38 protein-coding genes are annotated in these 26456 nt (G+C 63.8%); 33 read left to right on the top strand and 5 right to left on the bottom strand.

The features are described from left to right. Positions 1–145 precede the first annotated feature (145 nt). Positions 146–829 (top strand): hypothetical protein, encoded by a 684-nt coding sequence (locus tag NUH86_RS23290; protein ID WP_267253078.1) that lies wholly within the window; start codon positions 146–148, stop codon positions 827–829. A gap of 455 nt (positions 830–1284) precedes the next feature. Here NUH86_RS23290 and NUH86_RS23285 read toward each other — a convergent pair whose 3' ends face one another. Beyond that, complete coding sequence (locus NUH86_RS23285) at positions 1285–1515, bottom strand: hypothetical protein (RefSeq protein WP_267253077.1); 231 nt, start codon at positions 1513–1515, stop codon at positions 1285–1287. A gap of 195 nt (positions 1516–1710) precedes the next feature. On the opposite strand from NUH86_RS23285, the gene NUH86_RS23280 reads away from it, so the two are divergent. From NUH86_RS23280 to NUH86_RS23250, 7 genes are all read left to right on the top strand, one after another. Beyond that, on the top strand, positions 1711–2130 hold the full coding sequence (locus tag NUH86_RS23280; protein ID WP_267253076.1) for an antirestriction protein: 420 nt from the start codon (positions 1711–1713) through the stop codon (positions 2128–2130). 325 nt (positions 2131–2455) lie between these two features. Continuing rightward, positions 2456–2980 (top strand): superoxide dismutase[Cu-Zn], encoded by a 525-nt coding sequence (gene sodC / locus NUH86_RS23275; protein ID WP_416365401.1) that lies wholly within the window; start codon positions 2456–2458, stop codon positions 2978–2980. 431 nt (positions 2981–3411) lie between these two features. Further along, on the top strand, positions 3412–3681 hold the full coding sequence (locus tag NUH86_RS23270; RefSeq protein WP_044663350.1) for a type II toxin-antitoxin system Phd/YefM family antitoxin: 270 nt from the start codon (positions 3412–3414) through the stop codon (positions 3679–3681). Between the two features lie 35 nt (positions 3682–3716). Next, positions 3717–4133, top strand: coding sequence for a type II toxin-antitoxin system VapC family toxin (locus NUH86_RS23265; protein ID WP_267253181.1), 417 nt, complete (start codon positions 3717–3719; stop codon positions 4131–4133). Next, positions 4127–4360, top strand: coding sequence for a hypothetical protein (locus NUH86_RS23260; RefSeq protein WP_267253074.1), 234 nt, complete (start codon positions 4127–4129; stop codon positions 4358–4360). Before NUH86_RS23265 ends, NUH86_RS23260 begins: the two co-directional genes overlap by 7 nt. A 366-nt stretch (positions 4361–4726) precedes the next feature. Next, positions 4727–4984, top strand: a complete 258-nt coding sequence (locus NUH86_RS23255; protein WP_267253180.1) for a type II toxin-antitoxin system Phd/YefM family antitoxin — start codon at positions 4727–4729, stop codon at positions 4982–4984. Beyond that, entirely contained in the window at positions 4981–5364 is a 384-nt protein-coding gene (locus NUH86_RS23250; RefSeq protein WP_044663352.1) for a type II toxin-antitoxin system VapC family toxin, read from the top strand. Before NUH86_RS23255 ends, NUH86_RS23250 begins: the two co-directional genes overlap by 4 nt. A 613-nt stretch (positions 5365–5977) precedes the next feature. Here NUH86_RS23250 and mscL read toward each other — a convergent pair. Then, positions 5978–6406, bottom strand: coding sequence for a large conductance mechanosensitive channel protein MscL (gene mscL / locus NUH86_RS23245; protein ID WP_267253073.1), 429 nt, complete (start codon positions 6404–6406; stop codon positions 5978–5980). Between the two features lie 551 nt (positions 6407–6957). On the opposite strand from mscL, the gene NUH86_RS23240 reads away from it, so the two are divergent. The 10 genes from NUH86_RS23240 to NUH86_RS23195 all read left to right on the top strand — a co-directional run bounded on the left by NUH86_RS23240 (position 6958) and on the right by NUH86_RS23195 (position 11207). Next, entirely contained in the window at positions 6958–7434 is a 477-nt protein-coding gene (locus NUH86_RS23240) for a DUF736 domain-containing protein (protein WP_267253072.1), read from the top strand. 138 nt (positions 7435–7572) lie between these two features. Continuing rightward, the gene (locus NUH86_RS23235; protein ID WP_267253071.1) at positions 7573–8091 is read left to right on the top strand and encodes a hypothetical protein; all 519 of its coding nucleotides are present in this window, start codon (positions 7573–7575) and stop codon (positions 8089–8091) included. Next, on the top strand, positions 8088–8561 hold the full coding sequence (locus tag NUH86_RS23230; protein WP_267253070.1) for a DUF6878 family protein: 474 nt from the start codon (positions 8088–8090) through the stop codon (positions 8559–8561). Before NUH86_RS23235 ends, NUH86_RS23230 begins: the two co-directional genes overlap by 4 nt. A 2-nt stretch (positions 8562–8563) precedes the next feature. After that, positions 8564–8932 carry a DUF6915 family protein gene (locus NUH86_RS23225; RefSeq protein ID WP_267253069.1) on the top strand — a complete coding sequence of 123 codons (369 nt, stop codon included), beginning with the start codon at positions 8564–8566 and terminating at the stop codon, positions 8930–8932. 87 nt (positions 8933–9019) lie between these two features. Further along, complete coding sequence (locus tag NUH86_RS23220) at positions 9020–9265, top strand: type II toxin-antitoxin system Phd/YefM family antitoxin (protein WP_267253068.1); 246 nt, start codon at positions 9020–9022, stop codon at positions 9263–9265. After that, complete coding sequence (locus tag NUH86_RS23215; protein ID WP_267253067.1) at positions 9262–9648, top strand: type II toxin-antitoxin system VapC family toxin; 387 nt, start codon at positions 9262–9264, stop codon at positions 9646–9648. Before NUH86_RS23220 ends, NUH86_RS23215 begins: the two co-directional genes overlap by 4 nt. Before the next feature lie 189 nt (positions 9649–9837). After that, complete coding sequence (locus NUH86_RS24945; protein ID WP_416365396.1) at positions 9838–10029, top strand: hypothetical protein; 192 nt, start codon at positions 9838–9840, stop codon at positions 10027–10029. Between the two features lie 178 nt (positions 10030–10207). Then, on the top strand, positions 10208–10402 hold the full coding sequence (locus NUH86_RS23205; protein ID WP_267253066.1) for a hypothetical protein: 195 nt from the start codon (positions 10208–10210) through the stop codon (positions 10400–10402). Positions 10403–10626: 224 nt separating this feature from the next. Continuing rightward, positions 10627–10821 carry a type II toxin-antitoxin system VapB family antitoxin gene (locus NUH86_RS23200; protein WP_044663359.1) on the top strand — a complete coding sequence of 65 codons (195 nt, stop codon included), beginning with the start codon at positions 10627–10629 and terminating at the stop codon, positions 10819–10821. Then, positions 10818–11207 (top strand): PIN domain nuclease, encoded by a 390-nt coding sequence (locus tag NUH86_RS23195; RefSeq protein WP_267253065.1) that lies wholly within the window; start codon positions 10818–10820, stop codon positions 11205–11207. Before NUH86_RS23200 ends, NUH86_RS23195 begins: the two co-directional genes overlap by 4 nt. 13 nt (positions 11208–11220) lie before the next feature. Here NUH86_RS23195 and NUH86_RS23190 read toward each other — a convergent pair whose 3' ends face one another. After that, positions 11221–11568 (bottom strand): hypothetical protein, encoded by a 348-nt coding sequence (locus tag NUH86_RS23190; RefSeq protein ID WP_267253064.1) that lies wholly within the window; start codon positions 11566–11568, stop codon positions 11221–11223. A 259-nt stretch (positions 11569–11827) separates the two neighbouring features. On the opposite strand from NUH86_RS23190, the gene NUH86_RS23185 reads away from it, so the two are divergent. The 9 genes from NUH86_RS23185 (at position 11828) to NUH86_RS23145 (ending at position 16410) form a co-directional block, all read left to right on the top strand. Beyond that, positions 11828–12361, top strand: a complete 534-nt coding sequence (locus NUH86_RS23185) for a DUF736 domain-containing protein (RefSeq protein ID WP_267253063.1) — start codon at positions 11828–11830, stop codon at positions 12359–12361. 190 nt (positions 12362–12551) lie between these two features. Then, positions 12552–12779 carry a type II toxin-antitoxin system prevent-host-death family antitoxin gene (locus NUH86_RS23180; protein ID WP_267253062.1) on the top strand — a complete coding sequence of 76 codons (228 nt, stop codon included), beginning with the start codon at positions 12552–12554 and terminating at the stop codon, positions 12777–12779. Further along, the gene (locus tag NUH86_RS23175; RefSeq protein WP_267253061.1) at positions 12776–13093 is read left to right on the top strand and encodes a hypothetical protein; all 318 of its coding nucleotides are present in this window, start codon (positions 12776–12778) and stop codon (positions 13091–13093) included. Before NUH86_RS23180 ends, NUH86_RS23175 begins: the two co-directional genes overlap by 4 nt. Positions 13094–13125: 32 nt before the next feature. Further along, a complete protein-coding gene (locus tag NUH86_RS23170) occupies positions 13126–13470 on the top strand; it encodes an ArsR/SmtB family transcription factor (RefSeq protein WP_267253060.1) in 345 nt (114 codons plus the stop codon). After that, the gene (locus NUH86_RS23165; RefSeq protein WP_267253059.1) at positions 13467–13958 is read left to right on the top strand and encodes an SRPBCC family protein; all 492 of its coding nucleotides are present in this window, start codon (positions 13467–13469) and stop codon (positions 13956–13958) included. Before NUH86_RS23170 ends, NUH86_RS23165 begins: the two co-directional genes overlap by 4 nt. Positions 13959–13987: 29 nt before the next feature. Then, complete coding sequence (locus NUH86_RS23160; protein ID WP_267253058.1) at positions 13988–14371, top strand: hypothetical protein; 384 nt, start codon at positions 13988–13990, stop codon at positions 14369–14371. A 690-nt stretch (positions 14372–15061) separates the two neighbouring features. After that, positions 15062–15391, top strand: coding sequence for a single-stranded DNA-binding protein (locus NUH86_RS23155; protein ID WP_048574922.1), 330 nt, complete (start codon positions 15062–15064; stop codon positions 15389–15391). A gap of 54 nt (positions 15392–15445) precedes the next feature. Beyond that, positions 15446–15775: a hypothetical protein gene (locus tag NUH86_RS23150; RefSeq protein ID WP_267253057.1), complete on the top strand. Its 330-nt coding sequence runs from the start codon at positions 15446–15448 to the stop codon at positions 15773–15775. Between the two features lie 32 nt (positions 15776–15807). Then, entirely contained in the window at positions 15808–16410 is a 603-nt protein-coding gene (locus NUH86_RS23145; protein ID WP_267253056.1) for a hypothetical protein, read from the top strand. Here NUH86_RS23145 and NUH86_RS23140 read toward each other — a convergent pair. Next, entirely contained in the window at positions 16397–16915 is a 519-nt protein-coding gene (locus tag NUH86_RS23140) for a hypothetical protein (RefSeq protein ID WP_044663367.1), read from the bottom strand. The two genes, NUH86_RS23145 and NUH86_RS23140, sit on opposite strands and share 14 nt — an antisense overlap. A gap of 489 nt (positions 16916–17404) precedes the next feature. On the opposite strand from NUH86_RS23140, the gene NUH86_RS23135 reads away from it, so the two are divergent. The 3 genes from NUH86_RS23135 (at position 17405) to NUH86_RS23125 (ending at position 19767) form a co-directional block, all read left to right on the top strand. Beyond that, positions 17405–18394: a DUF2493 domain-containing protein gene (locus NUH86_RS23135; RefSeq protein ID WP_048574920.1), complete on the top strand. Its 990-nt coding sequence runs from the start codon at positions 17405–17407 to the stop codon at positions 18392–18394. A 191-nt stretch (positions 18395–18585) separates the two neighbouring features. Then, positions 18586–19152: a hypothetical protein gene (locus NUH86_RS23130; RefSeq protein WP_048574919.1), complete on the top strand. Its 567-nt coding sequence runs from the start codon at positions 18586–18588 to the stop codon at positions 19150–19152. 393 nt (positions 19153–19545) lie between these two features. Beyond that, positions 19546–19767, top strand: a complete 222-nt coding sequence (locus NUH86_RS23125; RefSeq protein WP_044663370.1) for a hypothetical protein — start codon at positions 19546–19548, stop codon at positions 19765–19767. A gap of 120 nt (positions 19768–19887) precedes the next feature. Here the strand turns inward: NUH86_RS23125 and NUH86_RS23120 are convergent, their stop codons facing one another. Next, positions 19888–20106, bottom strand: a complete 219-nt coding sequence (locus tag NUH86_RS23120) for a hypothetical protein (RefSeq protein ID WP_082165929.1) — start codon at positions 20104–20106, stop codon at positions 19888–19890. A 679-nt stretch (positions 20107–20785) separates the two neighbouring features. On the opposite strand from NUH86_RS23120, the gene NUH86_RS23115 reads away from it, so the two are divergent. Genes NUH86_RS23115 through mobF form a run of 3 tightly spaced genes read left to right on the top strand, consistent with a single transcriptional unit; the run spans position 20786 to position 26407 of the window. Continuing rightward, the gene (locus tag NUH86_RS23115) at positions 20786–21076 is read left to right on the top strand and encodes a hypothetical protein (RefSeq protein WP_044663372.1); all 291 of its coding nucleotides are present in this window, start codon (positions 20786–20788) and stop codon (positions 21074–21076) included. Beyond that, complete coding sequence (locus NUH86_RS23110) at positions 21066–23366, top strand: type IV secretion system DNA-binding domain-containing protein (protein ID WP_267253055.1); 2301 nt, start codon at positions 21066–21068, stop codon at positions 23364–23366. Before NUH86_RS23115 ends, NUH86_RS23110 begins: the two co-directional genes overlap by 11 nt. Beyond that, a complete protein-coding gene (gene mobF, locus NUH86_RS23105) occupies positions 23366–26407 on the top strand; it encodes a MobF family relaxase (RefSeq protein ID WP_044663374.1) in 3042 nt (1013 codons plus the stop codon). Before NUH86_RS23110 ends, mobF begins: the two co-directional genes overlap by 1 nt. Positions 26408–26456: the final 49 nt, after the last annotated feature.

Here is a 26456-nt window from a genome sequence, read left to right as displayed (position 1 = left end):
CCATTGCACCTCCCTGGAACCGGGCCTGCGCCGATCGTGCGCAATATCCTCAAGCCTGAGCGCTACGCAACATTTCCCTTATCTTCTATGGTCGTCTGTGTCAGGATTTCCCGTGCGCGCGATAGTCCCACGGATGAACGGTTACATGAAAAGGCTTAATATTGCCCATTCCGAATGGCCCGAGCAGCAAGGCGGATTGATGATCTGCGGCTACGAATGGGGCGGCGATGGAGCCGCCAATGCCGGAAGCTCCTTCAACGACACGATCTCATGCACCTTCGTCAACAAGGAGTTGCGCTATGGTCCTGAGGCGCTGGATTGGCCCTATGACAAAAGGATCAGAAAATGGTTCAGCCTGTGGGGCCGGCCGCTCGACCATGAAAACCCTGGACCGTTTGAGAGATCCATAATCCAGACGAACTGGTGCGATACCCAGAACCCCCGGATGAACGGTGATTACACGCTCCTGTGGCAACCCGAGCAAGCCGCGAACTTCATGGGCCATGTCGCCTATTTCAGACCGCGCATGGTCCTGTTTATGGGAAGCAAACTGATCGACGCTCTGCAAGCCCCGGAAACCCTTGAGAAGTTCGAGGGTGTCGTTGGCAAATGCGTGAGCCCCTATAGGACGGTTCAGCGACCGTTCGACGGGATCCGCTTCAAGGTCGGATATCAGAGCTTTGAGCGTTGCGAAGTTGTCTGCTTTCCTCATCCCAGCGCGTCTCGGGGCCTCAGCGACAGCTATATCGATCTCTTTTCCACCGAGATCCGCAGTCGCCTGAACAGCTATGCAGCCCGGTTCAGCGCGCCCCTGTCCGCCGGAACCTGATCCCGCGCGTTGCCTTCACGGCGATGCGGCGCCCAGGTGAACGACGTTGCGCTCAACGACCGGCGCCTTGATCTCCAGTGCCTTGGCATACGCAATCGACAGACGAGGATATGGCTGTCATTGTCGATGACCGATCGCATGCCTCGCCCGATGCGGCAATGGCGGGCGATGACGTCGTTGTCGTTGCCGACGAGCAGCAGGTAACAGGTGAGGGGGGTCGAGCACCGGCGCTATGTCCATTGGTTTCCCCGGACAGATCTTCGATCGTCAACCCGACCTTGCCGACCTTGGCGGAGCGCGAGCAGGTTAACCAGTTGGACCGACTGCGCAGGCACGATCCGGTGCTTGAGGCTCGTGCCCCCCTTGCGTTTGCAGCACCGACGCGGCGCGAGCTTCATAGACTGAGCCCACCAGCTTGGTGGCATCTGCGGGATCGACCAGGCGCAGGCTTTTGGTCACCAGCGGCGCGCGGTTCGCACACCCTGCGTGGCATCGGGCGCGAGCGTCAGGAACCAGGATGCGTCGAGCGGGCGGATCTCGCTCTGCGTGGCGGTGCGACCGGACCGGCCGTCATTCCCCAAGGCCGTGTATCCCGAGCTGTACGACCCGCGCACGCTGCTTTGGTGTCTCCACAAGTCCTGCGACAGCGCCGCTGCACAAATCGCCGAGGCGCTCTTCTCGTTCACCAATCCAGTGGACTCGACGAGCGGAACCAGCCGCTGCCATCCGCATCCGCGTTATAGTATAGCTGAACCGGCCCAGACCGCGGCTTTTTCATCCATGCAGCGCCTCGGGCGCGGACAAGAAGAGGGGGGGTGAGGCCGCAGGTCCTCCGGTGCGAGTTCGCCCGCAGGCCATTCCCTCATGCCAGGAGCCCCGCCATGTCACTCCCCATCAGCGCGCCAGAAGCCGTCACCATCGTGCCCGAACACCGGCGCAGCGCCTTCCTGCCGGCTCTCTTCGGACGCTGCCATTTCTTCATGGCCGAGACGATGGTCTACAATTTCCTCAGTCTGCTCTCTCCTGATTATCGCGGTGGCTACTGGAAGTTCCTCGAAGCCGGCGGCCGCCCGCTCTATCTTGCGCCTGCGGGGCAGGAGACCTACCGAATCTGCTGCCAGGGCAATGGCTATACAGGCATGCTGTCCGCAGACGCCGCCGGCATCGTCGCCACCCTGTTCACCTTCTCGCATCTCTCGTTTGAGGTCGAGGACGATCACATCGTAGAGGTCTTCCACAGGCTGCGTGACTTCGCGGGCGACCACGTCGAGGCGACGGAGATATTCAGCGCCATCGACTGATATGAGGTGGCGCATGACCCGAAGATCGTGCGTGTATCGCCGGCAACCCGCTCAATCTCTTCCAGTCGCGCCACGTGGTCGTCGTCGAGATCCCCGGCAAGGACAGCATGGCCTTCATCATCAAGGCCGGTGTCACTTACCGATTTCCCTGCCGGAAATCCCATCCGTGTTTCGGGAAAGCAGATTCCCGGCCATCGGACGCGATCTTCCGTTCCGCTGCTTCAACGGTATCCCGTCAACGACACAGCTCATGGACGGACACCCGATTTGCGCGGAAGATGCAATTGCAGGTACGGCCGCCTTGGAAAAGGAGAAACCCATGTTCATGACTCGCATCCTGCCCGCTCTCATCCTCGCTGCCACCTCGGGACTTGCGCAGGCGCAGCCCGCTGCCGCCGATCGCCAGCCGGGCGTACTCTATAGTGGCGCCGGTCAGGAGCTGGGAAGGATCACGGTCACGTCCGCGCCGAAAGGTGTGATCCTGCGGGTCGAGGGACATGGTCTCCCGGCCGGATGGCACGGCATGCACTTCCACGAGAAGGCGGACTGCGGTGATGCAGCTTTCAAGAGCGCCGGAGGCCATGTCCATTCCACCAAGCCGATCGTACATGGCTTCCTTGTCGAAGGCGCCAATGACGCGGGCGATCTCCCCAATCTCTTCGTCCATGCTGACGGAAGCGCGAGCGCGGAAGTCTATTCCGCCCTGGTCTCCGTCGACAACCGCGACGGTCGGCCCGCGCTCAAGGACAGCGACGGCTCGGCCCTTGTCATTCATGCCAACGCTGACGATTATATGACCCAGCCGATCGGCGGCGCGGGCGACCGCATCGCTTGCGCCGTGATCCGCTAGGCCAAGATTCAGCGGCCTCGCACGGTCGTGCAATGACACTGCGGGGCGAAACACGTCCCGGGCATACGGTCCGGCCGAACGGCGGCGGGGTCGGTTGGAGAGGGAAGAGGGAGGGGGACCGGGGGAGCAAGTCCGCTTCAAGGAGGTCCCCCAATACCGCTTCCCGCCTTCGTCCGCAGCGAAGTCCATCCCGCCGCGATCACCAAGGTGACGCGCCTCTTAGGTCTACATTGCTGATCTGTCCTATTAGGGCCGTCCCTCATCAGCCGCGGTGTAGTCGCGGCCTCTGGTGCGTTGGACCTGGCCAGACGGAGCGAAGAGCAATGTCATATCGAGGCATGACCGCGCGGTCTCACTGCGCGCATGAACAACTATGGACTTTGTGGCCATCTTATATGACCAGTCATTAGACGTGACTATAAAGGTGATCTATGCGAGCTGAGACCTATGGTGCGGCCGACTTCAAGGCCAACTGCTTGGCGATCCTGGACCGTCTGGCGCGTCGCGATGTCGATCGGGTGACCATCACCAAACGTGGCCACGCCGTTGCGGTGCTGACACCGCCGCCGAGCGTGGCTGAGGCGGTCGAGGCACTGCACGGTTTCATGCGCGGATCCGTTGGCGTACCCGAAGGGTTCGATCTGTTGGCGCCCGTTCTCGATGAACCGCTGACCGCAAGCGAAGGCAAGCTTCACCAGTGACGAAGCGGAAAAAGCCCGAGCCAGCACCAAGGGCAGTGTTGTTGGACGCCTGTGCGGTCATCTGGCTGGCCAACGGCGATCCGATTGGCCCTGACGCGCTGGCGGCAATCTCGCATGCCGCGCTCGCAGACGGCATTTTCGTCTCTCCCGCATCGGCGTGGGAGGTCGGGTTGTTGAGCCGTGTCCGCGGCGATAAGCGGCCTGCCGTTTCCTTTCTTCCCGACCCGCACAGTTGGTTCGCCCGTTTCATGGGCGGTCCGGGGATCAAGGAGGCGCCGCTTCTTCCCGAGATTGCCATCGCATCGTCGCATCTACCTGATCCGCTGCACGGCGATCCCGCCGACAGATTTATCATCGCGACGGCGCGACATCATCAAATCCCAATCGTTACGCGAGACGGCAAGATCATTGACTATGCCGCGCAGGGACATGTGAACGTCATCGCTTGCTGAAGGCTATGGCACATCAATCGGCGGAACCAACATTGTCTTCCCTGAAAGCCCAGCTGATCGTGGTGACGACGCAAAACGCGGGGCTCCTGCAACGTGCGCTGGCCGCTGAGCAGCGCGCCGATCAACTTGAAAGCCGAAATGCCCAGCTGGTTCGGCAACTGCGCAAACTTAGTCCGCCCATCTCGATGAATAGCCCCCGAACTACCGGTTCCGAAGCAGAAACGTGATCGCGCTGTCCAGTCTCGCCATCCGGCGACGGCGCTTGGAGGGGAGAGGGAGGGTGATTGTGGTGATGCGCCGACGTCGCCCATCTGCACGCCAACCTATCAGGACGGCCTGTTTGCGGGTTTCCCCTGATCATACCGGAATCTGGATCACGCTACATTATCAGGACACTTCATTGTGAACCTATCGCCTGTTCAACAACACGCTCGGCGACGTTCTCGCCGAGCTGTTACAGAACGCTCGCCGCGCGGCCGCCACGTGTGTCGATCTCGATCTGCAAATAGATCATGGCGAACACTGCGCTCGACCTAAATGATGAATTGGACTATTTGATGGACCATCTATTCAAGGGCCAGGGAGCCATCGAAATGCGCGTGTCTGTCAGTGATGCCAAAGGTCAGCTCACCGAGCTTGTCCGGCGGGCAGAGGCTGGGGATGAGGTAATCCTGACCCGTCGCGGGCATGAGATCGTTCGCCTCGTTGCGATCGCTGCCGCGCCCGGACGTAAGGGCCGCCGCGCGCTGATGGAAGAAGCCCGGTCTGCGGCGGCAGCAAAAGTTCTGTCTGGCCCTACTGCCGCGCGGAGCCAGGACGATCTTTACGGCGATGACGGGATGCCGGCATGATCGCCGTCGATACCTCAGCGCTGATGGCGATCGTGTTGGGCGAGCCCGAGGCCGAGCAGTGCATGACCGCGATCGAAGATGCCGACACCCTTTTGATTTCTGCCGGAACCGTTGCGGAAGCGCTCATCGTAGCGTCCCGGCGAAATGTCGGCGACGAAGTCGAAGCACTGCTTTCCGGACTGGGCTTTGAAATCGTCGCTGTAACAGGCGCGTCGGCCCGCCGGATCGCGAGGGCTTATGGACGTTGGGGCAAGGGCGTACACCAGGCATCACTCAACTATGGCGATTGCTTCTCCTATGACGTGGCAATCGAAAATGATTGTCCATTGCTTTTCGTCGGCAACGACTTCTCCGCGACCGACGTTCGTCCTGCGCTCTAGTTCCCGCCGGTTCTGCTCCAAGCGCCGCTGGGACGCTATAGCCCATAGATTCAAGGGTCTCGCGTCCAACTGCGCGGGTTCTTTCGCCTTCTCCCGGCCCTGCGGCCAGCAAGGGGGGAGGGAAATCTGCGTGAGCTGTCTTAACCCATGGAGGAACGCGGTGTCTGACATCATCGACCTGGGCGGCGCGCCTGCCAACGGGAACTGCGCGCAGAACGGACACACCCCCATTTCGCGGCACTCAATCACCTCGAAGTCGCCACCTATCGCGCTGTTCTGACCGCCCGCGCGCGCGTCGCCAATCTCCATCGTGATCCGCGCATGGATGGACTGCAGCGACTTGGCGCCCACCGCGCCCTGACCCAGCTTGCGACCGACAACGAGGTGTCGGCCGGTTATGTCGGTTCGGGGCCGCCCAAGCGAAGCGTCTGATCTCGCCGAGGTCGCTGCAGTCGGCTTTGGGGTGTCGATCGCCAAAATTGCGCTGTTCTGAGCGCAGCCTCGAGTACGGAAGCCCTCGCGGGCGACAGGCAGGCATCATTTTGCGTGACCCCGTCTGTCGCGCGCGTGCCTCTGCTGAATCCCTCTGCGATGCTTGTAGAATGAGCGCTCGTTATTTTCTGATCGCGTCGCGAATTTCGCGAAGGAGCAGGATCTCCTCAGGTGTCGTTGCGGCCATGTCTTGGGGCTTGGGCATCAAGCGGTTGACGGCCTTAACGAGCAGGAAGATGATGAAGGCCAAGATCAGGAAGTTTACAAATACGGTCAGGAATTCGCCCCAGCCCAGCATCGCGACCCCTGCTTCCTTCAGGTCGGCATAGCTTTCGGGATTGCCCTTGAACCCAGCCGGTATCTCTCCAAGCCTGAGAAAATATCGCGAAAAGTCCGCGCCGCCGAAGAGGAAGCCAACCACCGGCATGATGAGGTCATCGGTCAGCGACTTGGTGATGGTGGCAAACGCGCCACCGATGATCACGCCAACGGCGAGGTCGATGACGTTGCCGCGACTGATGAACGCCTTGAATTCAGAAATCAGTCCCATGCCGGATCCTTTTTGTCATTGCGGATAATGGCAGCATGGCGTGCTGTTTTGGTCATCACAACCATCTATTTTCGACCCCGAAACAAAGCCCGAAGCCCATTCCACAAGCGGGGCCGCATCCTCTTGCACAGCTAGCATGCGCCGGCGCATTGACTGGCAGGTTTCATCGATGACGATGGATACGGCTGATCTCAGAGCATCTTGGCCTTCATTCGCTTTGAACGTGCGACCGGCTGTCGGCGAAGTTTCGAGCTGCAATCGCGGCTTGGGAATGAAAGCTCGGTGTCTTGAGACACCATCTGCGGTTCCCCGCAATGCCAGGCATGTGAGATCGATCCTTCCCAATTTGGCCCAACGAGATCCGAAGTCTGATCCCAACACCGATCCTCCCAATTTACCAAACGCGACTAATCCGTCCAGAGGCCGCGAATGGCGGACCTCGGATTTGGCGCTTAAGCGCCTGCTCGGCCGAACGGCCGAGGAGAGGAGGGGGGAGGGAGGAAGGTGCCTCGGACACGGTGCTCGAGAGCAGCTTCTGACGGAGACCTTCCATGAACATCGGTACGATCAAACAGAATGACGGCGGCATTTTTGTCGGCAAGATCGCGACGCTGACGATCGCGATGACAATCGCGCTGCGCGAGGTCCACTCGGCCAATCCCAAGGCGCCGAAGTATGAAGTGCTCGCTCTCTCGGCCTCGCGGGCGTGGGTTCAGGTGGGCGCGCTCTTTGAACTCTTCTCGAACGGCACTGGTGAAGCCTTTCTCAACGGCAAGATCGAGGATCCCAGCTTCGCCGCGCCGCTCTACATCTCGGCCTTCCGTCAGGACGACGACAGCTACAACGTCGTCTGGTCGCGCCCGACGCGCCGCCGCGATCTCGCCTCCGAAATGGCGCCCAAGGCCGATGACGGTCTCCCGCCGCTGCCGGGTGCCGACGAGACTGCCGGTGCTGGCACGGGCACGGGCGGCGAAGGCGCCGAGGCCGGCCTCGGCCAATCCTCGGCGGAACACGCTTTCGCCGGCTGACGCCGCCGGTCCAACTCCACGAAGGCTCTCGCGCCAACCGGCGCGGGGGCCTTTCGCTTTCTCTTGGCCGTGCGGCCGGCCTGGACGCAGCAAGGGGGAGGGGGATCTGGGCCTGCTGTCCGAACCATGGAGGAAGCGATGTCCGATATCATCGATCTGGGCGGCGCGCCCGCGAACGAGGATTGCGCGCAGCTCGGGCACACCCCGGATTTCGAAAGGCTAAACCGCCTTGAGGTCGCAGCCTATCGCGCGGCGCTGATCGCGCGCTTCGGTGTGCCGCCGGATGGCTGCGTCCTCAAGACGCTCACCAACCGCCACGACTTCGGGGTCTATTACACGCTCGGCCTCTCGGTCGATGCCGGCGCCGCCCGGCGGGACGCGCGCGTCGCCGCCTATGCCGAGGCCGTCCAGGACGGCCTTGCGACCTGGACCGAAGCCTGTTTCGCGGCGCCCGTGCGCTACGCCGACGGCGAACGGCCGATCGTCGAGCGTGACCGGATCGATGCCATCGTCACAGGCGCGCTCATTGCGACGCGGCCCGGCCCTGACGGCCGCTTTGCCGTGCCCGATTTCGAAACCCTGCACCGCAACCTCGCCGCCGCCTACCCTGCGAGCGCCAAGGCCGCGAACACGCTTCTTCAGGAGATCTCCGCATGACCGACATCCAGCTCGATCCCGAACATGCCGCCGCCGCGGCCCGCATCGTCGCGGAGATCGACGAACAGATCGACCGCGTCCGCGAGGCCGAGCGCCGCTGCAAGGCCGCCTTCCTCCCGCTGCTCGCCGAACATGGGATCACCCGCGTCGAGATCGGATATGATGGCGGGGGCGATGAAGGCGCGGTCGGCGACGTCACCGCCTTTGCCGGCGAAGACACCTGTGACCTGCCCTCCGTGCTTTGCGACCATTTCTCGGTCGAATGGGGCGGCGACATGGCGAGCCGCGCAATCCAGCTCGAGGATGCGCTCAGCGCCTTCGCTGAAAATGCCGCAAGCGACCATCACATCGGCTGGGAGAATGGCGAGGGCGCCTGGGGCACAATCGAGATCGACGTCGCGAGCGGCGCGGTATCGCTCACCCACAACAGCCGCTTCGTCGACTATGAAACGACCGAGACGGAGCTCTAGCCATGTCGCACTGCCATTATCATGCGCTCAGCTCGGTGCGTCGATGGGGCGGGGTGCCCGGCGACTATATCGCGCTTCATCAGTGGTTTGACGAGTCCAAGAAGATCCTTGCCGATCCGCGTCACCGTGCGCTGCGCCATCATGCCGAGGGCATCTTCATGCTCGAGAGGGTATTCGGGGTCACCATCACCAACAGCGACCACCGCGACGTGCCGGTGCGGCTGATTGGCGAGATGCATGTAACGGAGGATCTGGGGCGAATCCCGTCCTTCGCCGACTGGGCACGGCTCATCCAACCCATGCCGTGGATCCTGCGCGGCAACCCGACCGGGTCGCCGGGACTGGATCCGATACTTCGCCGCAGCGCCTAGAGACATGCCCAAAGTTCGCTGGGCGAGCCCGGTTTTGCTATCAGTCAAAAATAGACTGAGTTGATTGAACTAAGTCAGGAGCCAGTGATGCAAACCGTCAACATCCACGAAGCGAAGACGCATCTGTCTCGACTCATCGACCAGGTCGCAAACAGCGGCGGCTTCATCATTGCCAAGGCGGGCAAGCCGGTGGCCAAGGTCGTTCCTTTGAACGCGCCGGATGCCGGTCAGACGAAGCGCCTGGGATTCATGGCGGGTCAGATGGTCGTGCCAGACGACTTCGATAGCATGGGAGAGGCCGAGATCGACACCCTCTTCAGTGGCCAGTTATGAAGCTCCTCCTTGACACCCATCTGTTGATCTGGGCTGCCGGATTCCCGGACCGAATGCCACAGAAAGCGCGCGATCTTCTCGACGACGTCGACAACGAGCTCTTCTTCAGCGCCGCGAGCCTTTGGGAGATCGCCATCAAGAGTTCATTGGGCCGCGACGACTTTGTCGTTGATGCCAGGTTACTTCGGCGCGGGCTGCTCGACAACGGCTACAGCGAACTGCCCGTCATCAGCGAGCACGCCGTTGCGATCGACGCTCTGCCGCCCATTCACAAGGATCCCTTCGCTCGCCTATTAATTGCCCAATCGATGATCGAGGGCATCACTCTCCTGACGGCCGATGAGACGGTCGCCCGTTATCCGGGGCCAATCCGAAAATGCTAAGGCCGTTGGACACATCGTGTGACATAACGACGAGACGCTTCGACGTCACCTATGACAAAGCGATGAGCACTCCCATTGCCGTTCAACGAAATGGCGTTGCCCACGTCGTGATGGTTCCGGCAACGGAGTTTGCACGCCTCGCTCGCCTCGACCACGTCGCCATGACCCCCGAGGAACAGCGGTGGCTGCATGAGCGCGCAGGAAGCGGTGACGGACGGATCATTTGGGAAACGAGCGGTCCAAAATGCCCTCCGCTACCTGATTGATGTCGCGCGCTCCGACAATGGCCAGGCGCGCCGCGTCGCCAATTTCCTGCTCGCCTGGTGGAACGGGGCCGACTGCGGCCATTTTCCGATCGCAGACCTGTTGGCGTCGATGTGACGATCGCGACGCACATGACCACGATCATCGGCTTTCTCGGTCAGCATGAGGAGACGCCTTCGCCCGCAAGGCCGAGATGATCGAGCATGTTCACCGCCGGCGCGACTTCAACAACGACTGAGCCCGCGCGGCGGTGGGCGGCTCGCTCTGCGGTCCCGTTTGCGCTATGATCGGTCCCATGACGGAACTCGACCCGCATACCTTGCGCGTCGCCGCCTCGCTGGTTCGGGGCCGCCTCGCAACGATCAAGCTCGACCCACGGATGGACGGGCTGCAACGACTCGGCGCGCACCGAACGCTCGCCCAGCTCGCCATCGATCTCGAGGTCTCGGCCGACCATGTCGGGCCGAAGCGCCGCCGCCGGAAAGCCTGAGAGGACGACCCTAACAATCTGCTGGTGATCGGCGTACACGACGCCGGGACGCTCCTATCCAGTGAAAGGGAAGGAGGATGCGTGAAGGTGATTCGATCGCCGACGCCATCGTGCTCGTGCACGACTGCTATCTCCAGGTCTGAATTCCCCGCGGTTTCGGCGCTTCACGGTTGAACCAATGCTCGGCAACGCTATGTGTATAAAAACCGAAAAGGATACACATCATGAGAACGAATATCGTCATAGACGACAAACTCATGGCCGATGCCATGCGCGCGACCGGTTTCAAAACCAAGCGTGAGGCCGTCGAAGCCGGCCTTCGAACCCTTGTGAAAATCCAGTCGCAAGCAGCAATCCGTGCCGCCCGGGGAACACTCCATTGGGAAGGCGACCTTGACGCGATGCGACGCGACAAATGATCCTTGTCGATTCCAGCGTCTGGATCGATTTCTTTCGCGGCAGGCCATCGCGCGAGACCGACATCCTTGACGAGTTGCTCGGCCAGGAACCGCTTCTCATTGGCGATCTCGTCCTTGCGGAAGTGCTCCAGGGATTTTCGGCCGATCGAGATTTCAAACACGCCTACCGTTTGCTGGGTTCACTCGAATTGATCGAGATCGGCGGTCGCGAGATCGCTCTTCAGGCGGCGCGGAACTTCCGATCGTTACGAGCACGCGGGATTACCGTTCGAAAGACGATCGACACGTTGATAGCGACCCGATGCATCGAAGCGGGCATCAACCTCCTCCACGACGATCGGGACTTCGATCCGTTCACCGAACATCTTGGCCTCAATGCGATTTGAGGCACGCCTACTGCTATTGGACCTTCGGCGTCCAGCCATGCGCAGCGAGAGCGCGTTGAATATCCATCGACACGACGCCTGGCTCCGCGCAGCAATACCAGTCCAGATAGCTGCCTTCTTTCCGAAGCCATGCAATCAGGTCACCTGCCGACCGAAACGAATAACTCACCGTGCCGCCATCAGCATGTTGCCATTCGACAGTGGCAAGAGCGGACCACAGCTCCACGGCTACTCCGCCATCAGCTAGGATCCGCTCTCCAAGCACACGGTCCAGCATCAGCGCAAACGCCTGTCGCAGTCGCGCAGGACGTGCACTTGCCACGCCATCCCAATCTCGTTTCTCGGTAAACACCGGCTGCATCTTCCTAATCGGACTGCGATTGCCGTTGTACAGCCCTGCACAATGTAGCGTGCGGGCAACGTGCAAGGAAGGCGCTCCCAACCGGCATCGCTTTCCTCGCAAGCCGACCAACTCCCCGAGACCGCGAAGAGCGGACCTCGGATAGTCTTAAGGAAGGGGGCGCTTAAGCGCCTGCTCGGCCGAACGGCCGAGGAGAGGAGGGGGAGGGAGGACGATGTCTCGGACAAGGGTGTTCGAGCGATCATCCAGGAGAAGTCCCATGAACATCGGTACGATCAAGCAGAATGACGGTGGCATCTATGTCGGCAAGATTGCGACGCTGACGATCGCCATGACCCTCGCGCTGCGCGAGGTCCACTCGGCCAATCCCAAGGCGCCCAAGTTCGAAGTGCTGGCGCTGTCCACCGCGCGGGCCTGGGTGCAGGTCGGCGCGCTCTTCGAGCTCTTCTCGAACGGCACCGGCGAAGCCTTCCTCAACGGCAAGATCGAGGACCCCAGCTTCGCCGCGCCGCTCTACATCTCGGCCTTCCGTCAGGACGACGGCAGCTACAACGTCGTCTGGTCGCGCCCGACGCGCCGCCGCGATCTCGCCTCCGAAATGGCGTCCAAGGCCGATGACGGTCTCCCGCCGCTGCCGGGTGCCGACGAGACTGCCGGTGCCGGCATGGGCGCGGGCGGCGAAGGCGCCGAGGCCGGTCTCGGCCAGTCGTCCAGCGAGCATGACTTCGGCGGCGAAGTGCAGGAGCCCGCGCGTCGCGGTCGCCGTCAGCGCACCCCCGAACCGGTCGAATAACGCCGACCGCACCAGCCAACCCCGCGTCACGAGCCCCCGGCGCGGGGTGACAGGGCTCGCTTCGCACCCCCTGGCGAAGCGGGCCCTGTCTTCGTTTGCTGCCTTTACCGACGTCACCGCTCGATCGGAGGCAATATTCATAATCTCCCCATTTTCCCTATATTGGGAACATCGATTGAGGAGCTCCGCCATGCCCGCCGATCGCACACCCGCTCTCACGCGGACAGAAAAGATCGCGCTCACGGACTTCCAAAACGACCCCGGACCATATCTCGATCGTGGCCGCCGCGCGCCAGTAACCATCACCAAGCATGGCCACCCGGATCTCACGATTGACGACGCCGCCTATTTCGAGCGGATCGAACGCGACAGATCCTGGCTATTCTCGACCTGCAGACCGTCCTCGCCGCCGACATGACGGCGGAGCATGCCGCACTCTTCCAGGCCACCCGCCCGACCGTGCAGGAACGCGCTTCGGATCGCTGGAACGATGACGCCGCCCCCCTAACGTCGGCGACATCCTCCACCACGTCTCTCTTTCGCCCTGACAACGCCGCTCACCGCGACGACGGCATAAAGACGCAGCCTTTGATGGTTGCGGCCGTCAAGGACAGCCGCGTCTTCACGGTGGCCAGCACGACCAAAGGCGACGCATCGTCCGCGCTGCTATTCAATGCCGCGTCCAAGACCCGCGACACAACGCGGGGGATCGACGCTGCTCCGGGACGTTGACTATATATGCGTTATCGTGCATATATACGAACATGCATATGGACGTCTTCGAAGCCCTGGCCGACCCGACCCGCCGCCGCGTCGTCGACGCCCTGCGGTCCGGCGAGCGACAGGTCAACGATCTGGCCGATGTGGTGGGAATCCACCAATCCGGCGTCTCCCGGCATTTGCGTATCCTGAGTGAAGCGGGTTTCGTGACGATGCGCCCGGACGGGCAGCGGCGTCTCTACTCGCTCGCGCCAGACCCGTTTCGTGAGATCGATCAATGGCTCGCGCAATATCGGCAGCATTGGGAGAAGCGCCTCGATCGCTTCGGCGCGGAGCTTGAAGCCCGTCAACAGCAGCAGCAAGACGTTTCAAGGAGTGATAAAGAATGACGGATCAGATCCAGTCGAGCATCGTCATCGAGCGCACCTATGCGGCCCAGCCGCAGGAGCTTTGGTCTCTGTGGACGACCAAGGACGGTTTCCAGTCCTGGTGGGGTCCCGAGGGTTTTCGGGCCGACGTTTCGGAAATCGACGCGAGGTCCGGCGGTGCTCTCCGCTATGAGATGGTCGCGGACTCTGCCGAGATGGTGGCCGCGATGAAGGACATGGGGCAGCCGGCCTCAACCGCCTGCAACGGCCGCTTCTCCGAGTTCCGGCCCTTCGAGCGCCTTGTTCTCACACAGGTCATCGATTTCATTCCCGGGGTGCAGCCTTATGACAGCATCATGGAAGTCGACTTCATACCCACAGCCGATGGCAAGGTTCGTATGATCGTCACGTTGAGCCAGATGCACGACCTGCAGACCACGCAAATGCAGCAGGCGGGCTTTACGAGTCAGCTTTCGAAGCTCGACAGGCGCTTCGGCTGGAGCGCCTGAGACACGCTGAGGCCGTTAGGTGGGGATCGATGCTGATATTGCCATCTGCTATCAAGGCGATCGTCGCCCGCGAAGCCTTTGCCAAGGGGAGCGACGCCGACCTCGAAATGCGGCGTCGTCTGCCGCCCGTTGCCGTGCCGCAAAGCTATCTCGAATTCGTCACGACCTGGGGATACGTCCGGTTCGAACTGCTGGACGACCCGTGCGAATTCACCTTTGCCTATGACGCGCAGGACGCCGCCACGAACCTGCGATCATCGGTCAGCATGTTCATGGCCGCCGACAAGGTCGCCCAATATTATCAGGGTCTCGTCCTCGACGTCGATGACGACCTGCCCAAGTTCCCGCCCATATGTTGCCGATCTGCTTCACGCCCGGTCAAAGCCATGCGCTGCTCGAATTCGGCGGCGTGAGCGACGTTGTGTGGTTCTGGGACTTCGAGGGCGAGCCGTGGCACGGCGACACTGGCGTGAACCTCGGTTTCGTGGCCCCGACCTTCCAGGCCTTACCCGACGGATTGCGCGTACCGACTCCGTGATATCGTATTCGTCCCGCGTTCCTCGACCAGGTCGCCAGGAACATCGCCATCGCGCCGACGTCGGTTCGCGAGAGGCCAGGCTCGCGCCTCGCGTCCGCGGTTGGATCACGCCTGCCACCTAGCACGTCGTCTCTCCTGTGCCGATCGCATCGGGACGGCCCCAGCCTTCCCGGTGTGCCCCTGCGCGGCGGCGACGCTCGCGTCCGCTGCACTGGCGCCGCCTCGCGCTACGGAACCGCGCCAAGCGATGAACGCACCCGTGTCGGACCCGCGGGAAACGCGGAAGCGCTCAGCCCGACCCCCCATTGCCCATGGCCTCGTGCGCCGTCCTGCAAACGCCAGGCACGCCGACCGCTTGAGGGGATGAACGCTACGCCCGGGCGGGGCCGCCGCAACCCCGGATTATCCGGCCGTGTTGAGGCCTGACGGCCTCTGCCCGCACCACCCGGAAAATACGGGGTTCCCCTGCGCTTCGCTCCGGTGCGCCGGCCCCTCCGACCCGGGCCTTCGCGATCGTCCATCCCAGCGGGATCGGCCCGCTGGCGCTTCGCAAAGGCACAGCATCATGAACAAGGTTTTTCTTTCGGGCCGGATCACTTCGGACATCACCCGCTTCGGCACCGACAGCAAGGGCGGCGTCAGCTTCTCCCTCGTCACCTCCAAGCCCGTCATCAAGGACGGCCAGGTCCAGAAGGACGGCAACGGCTACACCGAAACCTACGACGAGTTCCACACCGTCAAGGCCTTCAACGGGCTCGGCAAGTCGGTCGCCAACCACAAGAAGAAGGGCGACAAGCTCATGGTGGTCGGCGAGATCCGCTACAGCAAGAACGAGCGGGACGGCCGCACCTTCTACAACACCGACATCGTCGCCGAGGAAATCGAATTCCTCTGACCCCCGGACTGGCGGCCCTTGAGCCGCCCCCTTTCCTTTTCAAGGAGACGATAGATGTTCCAGCTTTCCAGCTTCGAAGAGATCGCCGGGGTCGCCCATGGGATCGAAGTCCTCAACCCCAACCTGGTCGCCCGCATCCGCCGGGCCGCCGACCAGCTCAACCCCCACGAGATCGCCGCCTATCTTGCAGACGCGATCACCGAGGCCGCGGACGCCGCCCATATCCGCTCGTTCGAGGAAGCCCAGTTCGGCGAAGCCAGCGCCGATGCGATCGTCGACTGCGAGTATCATGACGAACTCGCCGCCGCCTGGTCGCTGGTGGCCGCCGAGCATCAGCTCGTCAGCCCCGATCTCCTCTTCACCTTCGACGGGTCGGTCCACTGACCCATCATTCCTTTGTCCCCAGGATATCACCCATGTCGGCAACAGCACGTCTCCGCCGTCCCCGCACCCATGGCTACGGCATCGTTCTTCACCACCGCCTGGCTTGGTGGCTGGTGAATTTCCCTGACCTCGACAGCGTTCCGACAGGCGCGCGCAAGCTCTCGGGCCGGCTGACGCCGGCCCTTGCCGCCTGGCTGCGCGAGGAGACCGGCGATCCGCGTCTCAACGATGATGTCGGAGCCCTCCATCCGGGCAGCAGGTGCTGGTCGGGCGAATTTTCCGTCGTGCCAAGTGGCACGGCCTGCGATCTGTTCGATATCGACGCCCACCCCTGGGGGTCGGAAGCGGGTGAGCTCGAGACCATGCTCGCGCGGACGATGATCGATGCGACGCTTCGTCCGGTTCCATCAGGTTTCATCTCGGCGCTGGCCGCGCTGCCGCGCGAGGACCAGCCGGTGCTCGCCATTCGTCTCAGCGGCTATACCTGCTCGACCTTCGAACTGCTCACGGCCCGCTATATGCCGACCTCCCGGCCGCGCTCGCCGTGGCGCGACATCTCGGGTGACGCGGTCGGCGACAGCGGCAGCGATATCATCGGCTGGTGCGAGGCCGCCGACTGGATCAGGCCGGTGTGACGGCAGGCACCGCCGCGCGCGCCGGGCCCTTTGCCGGTCCCGGATCTGGCGTTGACGGGTTCGCCTTGTCGAGCGCGCCACCGACCTTGGTCGCGACCTCGTCGAGCGTCGCCATCAGGCGATTGAGCTGCGACAGATTGCCGCTCAGTTCGGGGCCATAGCGGATCGAAAGATATTCCCGGCCCTCGCTGAGTTTGCCGAGATGCTCGAGCGTGCGTTGTCGCAGCCGCAGCGCAGATACCGCGGGGTTCGCGGTGCGCTTGCGCAGGTCGTGCTGGTAACCCCGAATCTCGGCCGGCTTCACGCCCCGCGCCAGCAGCAGCGCATTGAGGTAAAGCTCGATCGCCTGGATCGCAGTCATCCGCGCCGGCGCCCAGCTCGACGGCTTGCCCCGCTTGCCGCGGCCCATCAGATCATGCGCCGCGCCGCGATATTCGTCGGCGAGCTGCCTAATGTTGTTCGGTGTCGCCACTTCGCCCGGATAGGGCTTCGATTCCCCCTGCATCGCGCCAGTCTATGACGCGATGCTGAAAGTTCCAATAATGTTCCAGCGCAAGACGAGATGGCACAGGGGCGGCGCATCCCGTACCGCGCTACGCGCCGGGCGGAACCCGGACTCTATTCGCTAAGCCGCGGCCGGCCTGTGGCCGACCCCGGCTAACCTCACGGAGCCGCGCGGGGCGCGTCTCCGCCCGTCCGGGTTACGATCCCCTTGCGGGATGGTGACGCAAGGTGAGGTTTTACACCCCTGTTCCTCTCTTGTGTCTGCCTAGTGTGGCATGCGGGGTTGGCCGTCCGTCAAGCATGAGCGGTCCCCCCAATTTTCAGTCCGCGCCCGCGTGCCGCGGACCCGTCCGGAAAATCGGTTCCCCCACTCCCCGCGGGGCGGCGGCGACCGGAGACCGGTCGCCGTGCCTGACCTCCCTGACCACCGCATGCCCCGAGGCAAGCCTCATCGAACGGATGAGTTTCTTGAAAACCTTTGGAGGCTCCCATGACCAAGTCCTTTGCAAACTTCGCCGATCTCGCCAGCCACATCGCCGCCGAAACCGGAGCAGACGAGCGCAGCACCCTCTATTCGGGCGCGTTTCTCGAGCATGACGAACGCGCGAAGCTGTCGCCGGTCCACGAGAGCGAGCAACTCGACATGCCCGATCCCGACCAGGCGCGCGCGGCGGTCGAGATGGTGATGGCGACGCTGTTCGATGTGTTCCGCGATACCCGGCTGGAAGCCTTTGCGGGTGACCTCGCATGGGGGTTCGTCAACAGCTTCCATGTCGTGGCGAAGCGCATCAGCGACCGCGAGGACGATGCCGCCAAGGAACTCGGCGATCTCGCGCGCAGCTTCGATCCGAGCGAAATCTACGCATCGCAGATCGAGGACGCCCAGCTCCTCTGCCAGACGCTGCAAGGGTGCCGCGACGCCATGGAATGCATGCGCGACCACGCCGCCGAAGTCTATCGCGTCGAGACCGGACGGCCCTACGCTCCGACGCGTGGCAGCCGGGTATCGAAGGGCGTCACCGCATCGATGATCGACGCGCGTGATTTTCTCGCCGCACGGGGCCGGGAACGCCGCGAGCAGTTCAACCCTGAAGGCCCCGTCGTCGCCTTCTCGGGCGGTCAGGTCTGGGAAGATCATGACCTGCTCTGGAAGGGACTGGACTCGATCAAAACACGCGTCCCGGAGATGGTCCTCGCGACGACCGCACAGGCCAAAGGCTGCGACGCGATTGCGCAGGCCTGGGCGGCAGCGCGCGGCGTGAAGGTCATCATGTTCCGCCTGGACCGCAGGTTGGGCGCCAAGGCCGCGTTCGTGCGCAACGATCGCCTGCTCGCCCTGAAGCCGGTCGAAGCCGTGGTGTGCGAAGGCAGCGGTATTCAGATGAACCTCGCACAGAAACTGCGCCAGGCAGGCGTTCCCCTCCATGTCGTGAAGCTGTCCCAGCAGCGCACCGCAGAGCGCACCGTCCGGCGGGCCTGAGCGCCCGTCGGCCGAGAGGCTCCGGCATCCGCCGGGGCCTCTCGTGCCTCTTTCTCGCGTGGTTCCTGCGGCGCGCCGGGCATCGAACCCGGCGCGCCGCACCCTTGGACGTGCCCCGGGACAGCCCGCCGCTGGCGGCCAAGGGAGGAAAGGAGGGCGGGAGACGGGCAACTTCCAAGGAGCCAAAGGCCATGTCCATCCTGTTCCGCATCGCCGTCCCCGCCGACGAGACGACCGATCCGTATGCGATCATCACCGCGCGGCAGCTCGCCGCCTTTCGGAGGTTTCTCCGCGCGGAAGGCGACCGGCTGGGCGTGGCGCTGCTCGAGCCCGACGAATATCTCGGCGACAGTTTCGAAGCGCGCGTCTGTCCTCTGGCTCTGGCGTCGATCACCGCCCGGTTCGACCACGAGCCCACTGTCATCGCGGTGGTGGAAGAAGCGCAGTTCCGTGTCCGTCGGGTCATGGTCCACCGCGACCGTGCGACCGCCGAAATCCGCATGCGCGTCGCGCTGACATCGGATCGGGGTCTCGAACTCGATCTCGCCTACGGCAACGCCTATGCCCTGCTCGAGGCCCTCGAGATCGAGGCCGAAAGCGTTGGCGACATCGCGCTTGATATGGCACAGGACCGGCTCCGAGATCCGGCCACGGCCGCCCGCGCAAGAGCGCGATGCGTCGATCACTATCTCCCTCGTCTGGAGACGCTGCTGATGACGGCACCGGACCCTGCCGTCGCCCGCCTCAGCTGGGCATGACGTCCGGCGTCTTGCGGCGGAGAAGTGCGTCGATCCGGAATGTTAAGGGGCTGTGAAACGACGCCGGGCGCGGTGAGGTCCCGGCTCGCTCGCGTGCCATGCGGTCCCGTCGGACCGCACGCCGCTACGCATTGCCAGGGGGGGGACCTCACGAGAGGAAAAATCTCTCACAGTTTTCCCATGATGTCGGGCGAACGAGGCCGCCTCAAGGACGGCGGGGCCCCACCATTTTCTTCGGCGGATCGGGCGGCAGTTCGTCCCTTCGGCGGCAGTGGCCGCCGAAGAAAATCGTGACCCCCACCGCCGCTACGCGGCCCGCTGCGCGGGTCCTTGACCCGGCCCCGCCCGCCCGACGCGACTGCCCCTGTCATTCAAGACAGACAGGAGCCAAACATGCAGACGATCACGACCGCCGCCGCCGACAACGCCGCCTACTTCGCCGCGGTCACGAATGCATCGCGCCGCGCCCAGCGCAGCTACTTCGACCAGCACGTCATCGAGGACAGCGAGCTGGGCTACCTCGCCATCGACGAGGGCGATTACGGTGCGCTGAGCCAGGCGATGATCGACCGGATCGTCTACACCGCACCGGGCGGCCTCATCGACGAATATTGAGGCCGGGACGGGGAGGGGCTTGGCGGCCTCTCCCCTTTTTTGTGTAAGGATCAGTCGGACATGAGGGGCATCGAGCCCCCCATGCCCGAGCCGCGACGCCGGGTCGCGGCAGGGGGTGGTTCAGGCGGTGAGGCGCTTTTCCACCTCGTCGATTCCGAGGGACCGAATACGGGTCATCAGACCGGACAGGCGCTTACTATCGACCTTGAGCAGGCCCGCTTTTTCGACGGCATGAATCGCTGCCTCCCGCTCCTTTTCCGCAAGTCTCTGCCTGCGCCCTTCCAGTTTGCGTTCGTCCTCTGCGAGCGCCGCGCGCTCCTGTTCCAATGTACGTGCCATAGGGGCCTCTTGGTTCACGCTGATCGGGCTATGAACGAGGGGTATAGTATCGGGGCCGGCGCGATGCTGGAAGGAAAAGATGAGGCGGCGGCTCGGCGGGGCGAAGCGGCCCAGCCGCCGGGCTCTATTCGCTAGGCCGCTGACCGCTGGAAGGAGCGGTCAGCGGGCAAGCTCACGGAGCCAAGGCGAGGCCTTGTCTCCGCCCGTTCGGGTCACGAACCCTGCCGTTTGTAAGGACCATTGATCCGCATCACTATGGACGGAAGCACCCGTCCAGCACGGCCCCTCTAGCGAACCCGGACTTCACCGAATGCGTGCACAACATTCCGTCCGCCGGACGGCCCGACACCCCGCCGGAGACAAGTCCCACCCATGAACCATGCGAGCCCAGGACGGCCCGGGGATAGGGATCAACCCTGGCGCAGAGTAGCACACCGAACGCACCGATGGTGCAAGAGTTCTGATGTAAATCCAGCTACTTAGTCGGAAATCAATCTGTGGGGCGTCGTGGGACAGCGTTTGGGCTGGGCAAAATTTCCAACAAATATGCCCTTTCAGCGTGATACGGACGAACACGGTCGAATGGCCCTACGCGAATTCCTTGCCGGCGCAGCGTCGATCCGATATAAGCAGCAACGCTTTCTGAGACCCCACCAGCCTCCCTGCTAGGAGGCCTGGTTTGACCACTCCCTACAAACACTGCACGGTCCGCCTCGACCGGGGCAAATATGACCGCCTGGTCGCGCTCGCCTCGGAGCGTGGCTGCACTCCATCCGACCTCTTGCGCGCAGCTGTCGACGGCTTTCTTGGCTCTGTCGATGTGCTCAACACGAGCAATCGTCGGATCGCACGGATCAGCGAGTTCCAGCATCTCGCACTCGACATCATCATCCGCGAGCAATTTCCCGAATATCGCGACCGGATCATCGTCGAAACTGACAAGCGTCTTGAGCAATATCATGGCGCATAAGGACATCCGGAACGACGGCCGACCGATCCCGCTCACCCACCACAGCGCGCGCGGCCGCGTGCAGCGCAACTCGGGGAATTTCACGCGGGGCTCGCAGCTTCTCACCCACGAGATGCTGATGTGGTTCTCGGGCGCGAAGTTGCCCTTGCTGCTTTGGTTCTTCGCCTTCCTCATCGCCTGGTCGATCATCGTGTCGATCAAGCTCGACGAGCATGGCTTCCAGCTCGTCTGCATGAAGATCTATTCGGCGCTGTGGAATTGGGTCGACCTCGATCCGAACAAGCGCGTCAACGTCACGCTGCCCAATGGCGAAATCATGCGAACCGTCATGAAAGCGGTCCCCTATATCCCGGAGGTCATCAAGGCCTGGGCCGTCGCGATGCGGGGTCTGGTCGGCGCCATCCTCGTCTCGACCTTCCTCACTATCCCGCTGACGATCTGGTTCGTCGATATCTCGCATCGTCGTGGTCGTTCGATCCTTCAGGAACGCCATGAGCGCGGCGCCATGCTCGTCGATCGCCCCGTCCTTCTCGCCGAGATCAATGCCCATAACCGGGCGAAGTTCGAAGAAGACGCCGCCGATCTCTTTCCGCGGCTTACCCCGGCGCAGGTGATCGCGCTGCCATTTCGCGCCCGCAAGGACGCCGGCATCCACCATCCCTACACGCTTGCCGGCATCCCCTATCCCCACCGCATGGAGCAATCGCACTCGATGCTCATCGGCACCACCGGCTCGGGCAAGACCACCGAGCTCAGGAGCCTCGTGTCGCAGATACGCGAGCGCCAGGACACCGCCGTTATCTTCGACCTTACCGGCGCTTATGTCGAAGCCTTCTACGATCCGCTGCGCGACACGATCCTCAATCCGATGGACGCGCGATGCCCGGCCTGGTCGATCTTCAACGACTGCCGCACGCACAGCGAGTTCACAGCCGCCGCCGCGGCGCTCATCCCGTCCGACGGCGGATCATCGGAACCCTTCTGGGCGCTCGCCGCGCGCACCCTCTTCATCGAAATGTGCGTGCGTCTGATGGAGCGCGGCCAGACCACCAATCTCGCGCTCGCCGAGAATCTGATGACCGCCGATCTGAAGCGCGTTCATCGCACCCTTGCCAACACCATCGCCGACCCGCTGACCGCGCCCGAAGCGGCACGCATGGCGGAGTCGATCCGGGCCGTCTTCAACACTAACGCCCAGGTCCTGCGCTTCCTGCCCGATGCCGGCGAGCAATTCTCGATCCGGGACTGGATCACCCAGGACAGGCAGCCCGGATCGATCCTGTTCGTCACCTCCAACTATGTCGATCTGCCGATGAACCGGGCCCTGCTGACGCTGTGGATGGACATTGCCATCAATCGGCTCATGACGCTGCCGCGCACCCGGTCGCTGCGCATGTGGTTCATGTTCGATGAGCTGGGAGCACTGCACCGCTTGCCCGCGATCGAGAACGGCCTTCAGACCGCGCGCGCCTTCGGTGGCGCGATGATCCTGGGCATCCATAGTTTCGAGAAACTGGTCGAGGTCTATGGCGAGCAGGGCGCGCGCAATCTTGCCTCGCTCGCGCGCTCCAAGCTCATTCTCGCCACCGCCGATCTCGACACGGCCGAGCAGTGCGCACGGTATATCGGGAACCGCGAAGTGCGGCAGATGGATGAGGCCTATAGCTATGGCTATAACAACACCCGTGACGCCTCGACGCTCACTCCGCGCAAGCAGGTCGAACCGCTCGTCATCGCCGACGACATAACCAACTTGCCCTCCATGCACGGCTTCGTGAAGTTCCCCGACGGCTTTCCGGCCGCGCGCATCCTGCTCGAGTGGAAGGGCTATCCCCAGGTCGCACAGGGCTTCATCGCCCGCCCCGATATTCAGCCCGTGCGGTCAAGGCGCGGAGAGGAGGTGTTCGAAGAAAAGGGGGCCGGGGAGGCCGGTGGGCGCGATGGCGCCGGCCTGGTCGTGGAAGAGGTCTCCGATACCGCCAATCTCGCGCGGGATCTTGCCGTGCGCATCCTGTCCGCCGAGGTCGAGGAAGAGCCCGAGGCAGCCGCCGATCGAGCCGCGCAGCGCGGGGATGACCAGGGCGATCAGACGGTAGCGCCCGCCGCCGCCGAGCGGGCGCAGACCGCGCGGGCCGGCGGGGAGGAACAGCCTGTCGCCAGCCGCGATCGGGACGACCGGCGTGGAGATCGGCATGGTCCCGCGCCCCAGGTCGAGGATCAGACCCTTGCCGAACTGCGCCAGGACTTCTCGGCAGGCCCGGATCATGACGGCATGGACATGGGCATCTGATGCTCTCGGTCGCCGCCATCCGCTCCGCCTCCGGCGCCGCGAGCTATTTCGCTAAGGACGACTATTACACGGTCGAAGGCTCGTCCGAGATCAGCGCCTGGGGCGGGGAGGGCGCCCAGGCGATCGGCCTGTCGGGCGAAGTCTCGAAGGAGCCGTTCGAAGCCATATTGAACGGCGTGCTTCCGAGCGGGGAGGGTGTGGCGCAAGTGGAGAACCGGCGGGCGGGTCTCGATCTCACTTTCTCTATGCCGAAATCGGCGAGCGTCATGGCCTATGTCGCCGGCGACAAGCGCGTGCTTGCCGCCAACATGACGGCAGTCAGGCAGACCATGGCCTGGGTCGAGAAGAACCTCGTTGAGGGGCGCAAGGACGTCGAGGGGCGAAAGGTGCCCGTCCAGACCGGCAACCTCGTCTATGCGCTCTTCCAGCATGACACGAGCCGCGCGCGCGACCCCCAGGCCCATATCCACGCCGTCATCGCGAACCTCACCCGCATGCCCGACGGAAAATGGCAGGCGCTCCATGCCGACAAGCTCTGGAGCCACAACAGCATCATCGGCTCGATCTATCATGCCTATCTCAGGGTCGAACTAGAGCGGGCAGGCTATCAGCTCGACATGAAGGGCAAGCACGGCACCTTCGAGATTGCCGGTGTCCCCAAGGCGGTGCTCGCCGAATATAGCCAGCGCCGCGAGGAGATCCTCGACCGGGCGACGAAGCTCGGCATCAAGTCACCCGAGGGCCTGCGCGAAATCACCCAGCGCTCACGCGACCCCAAGCTCCAGGTCGAGGATCGCGAAGCCCTCAAGCAGGAGTGGGCGGACCGTGCCGCCGCGCACGGGTTCGACGGCAAGGACCTGCGCGCGGCCGCGGAAGCCCGCGCCGGGATGAGCTCGCGCGACAGCGCGATCGAGCGCGGCTACCGGGCGATCACCGACGCCATTGCGGTCGCACGGGGCAGGGTCGGCGAATTCCTGCGCCCGCGCGATCCCCTCGTGGATCACGGTCTTGCCCGCGCTGTCCGATCGCCGGACGAAGCCCGGACGCAGCTCGCGGTCGCCTCGGCGGTGCGCATCCTGTCCGAACGCGAGGCGGCCTGGCCGCTCAACAAGCTCGGCGCGACCGCGCTCGATCTGGGATTGAAGGGCGTGACGATGGCGTCCGTCGAGCAAAGGATCGAGCGGCTCATCCAGGGTCGCCGGCTCATCCCCGGCGTCGCCACGGCCGTCGACCGGACGGGCCGGATGGTGACCACACCGGAAGCCCTGCGCACGGAGGAACGGATCCTTGCCGCTGTCGAGCAGGGCAGGGGCCTGGCCGCCCCGATCGTACCGGCGACCGATGCCGTCTCCCGGCTGCAGGCGGCCGCGGACCGCCCCCTCAATCCCGGCCAGCTCGCGGCCGCGACCCTGATCCTCACCTCGGCCGACCGCACGGTCTCGGTGCAGGGCGTCGCCGGCGCCGGCAAGTCGACGATGCTCGGCGCGGTCGCGCGCGTGGCGGAGGCCGAAGGGCGCGTCATCACCGGTCTTGCCTTCCAGAACAAGATGGTCGCGGACCTCTCGGAAGGCGCCGGCATCAAGGCGCAGACCATCGCGTCGTTCGTGCTTGCCAACGAGCGGTTCATCGCCGAGCGCGGTACCCCGCGCTTCGAGGCCGCGCGCGAGAAGTTCGCCGGCACGATGCTGGTCGCCGACGAAACTTCGATGGTCTCGTCGGCCGATATGCTGAAACTCCACCAGATCAGTGAGGCGCTGGGCGTCGACAAGCTCGTCCTGGTCGGCGATCGGCAGCAGCTCTCCTCGATCGATGCCGGCAAGGCCTTCGCGATGATCCAGGCAGGCGGCGGCACCATGGCGCGCATGGATCAGAATATCCGCCAGCGTACCGATCTGCTGCGCACCGTTGCCGCGCTCGCCAATGTCGGCAAAGCCAGCGCCGCGATGAAGGTGCTGGGCGACCGGGTCGTCGAGTCCGGCGCCCCGGCGGAGCAGGCGGCCGACATGTGGCTCGCGCTTGGCGCTGCCGATCGCGAGGTAACGGCGGTCTTCGCCTCAGGGCGCGACGCGCGCGCGACCATCAACCAGCGGATCCAGGACGGCCTGGTCGCGGAAGGGTCGGTGAAGGGGCCTTCGGTTCACCTCACCGTCTACGAGCGGGTCAACACGACCCGTGAGGAGCTGCGCTACGCCTCGACCTACCGGGCCGGGCAGACGCTCGAGGTGGGGCGCGGCGGCGCGCAGGATGTCGGCCTCAAGGGCGGCCGCTACGACGTGCTCAAAGTCCACGCTAACGGCAAGGTCGATCTGGCCGATGGGCGCCGCAAGATCCGGTTCGATCCCCAGAAGCTCTCCCCGACCGAGCAGCGCGACCGGCTCCAACTGGCCGGGAAGAAGAGCATCGAACTGCGCGAGGGTGACCGCATCCGCTGGACCGCCAACGACAAGGATCGGGGGCTCCTCAATGCAGCGATGGCGCGGGTTGTCGGGATCGATGAGGACGGCGTTCGCGTCGAGACCGCGGACAAGCAAACCCTCACACTCGGCCTCGGCGACCCCATGCTCTCGCGGCTCGACCTTGCCTACAGCCTCAACATGCACATGGCGCAGGGCATCACCACCGACAAGGCGATCACCGTCATGTCGTCGCACGAGCGGCACCTTTCGAACCAGCGCCTGTTCAACGTCGGCGTCACGCGCGTGCGCGACGAACTGACCTTGGTGGTCGACGACAGGGAGAAGCTCGAACGGCAGCTCGACCGCAACCTCGGCAACAAGACATCCGCCCTCGAAACCCTGGGTCGGCTCGATATCGACGGGAAGAAGGGACCCTCGTCCCAGCCGTCGGTGCCGTTCGATCCCGGCCCCATCGATGGGATGGATCTGCCCGATCTGCCGCCGCTCCCAAGCGATCTGCCGCCTCTGTCGCCTGGCCCGGCACACTCGGCCGAGGAGGCGAAGGCGCCGCCGCCCGATCTCAAACCCGATCGGCGTGACCAATTGCCGCCGCTGCCCGAACGCAGCCTTGGCCTCGACTTGTGATGCGAAGCGGCCGGCACGGCGCCGGGTGAGATGAAGGAGGACATGATGG

The organism is Sphingobium sp. JS3065 (genome assembly GCF_026427355.1).
Classification (GTDB): Bacteria; Pseudomonadota; Alphaproteobacteria; order Sphingomonadales; family Sphingomonadaceae; genus Sphingobium.
The sequence above is the reverse complement of the archived record's forward strand: the minus strand, read 5'-3'. Positions and strand labels throughout refer to the sequence as shown.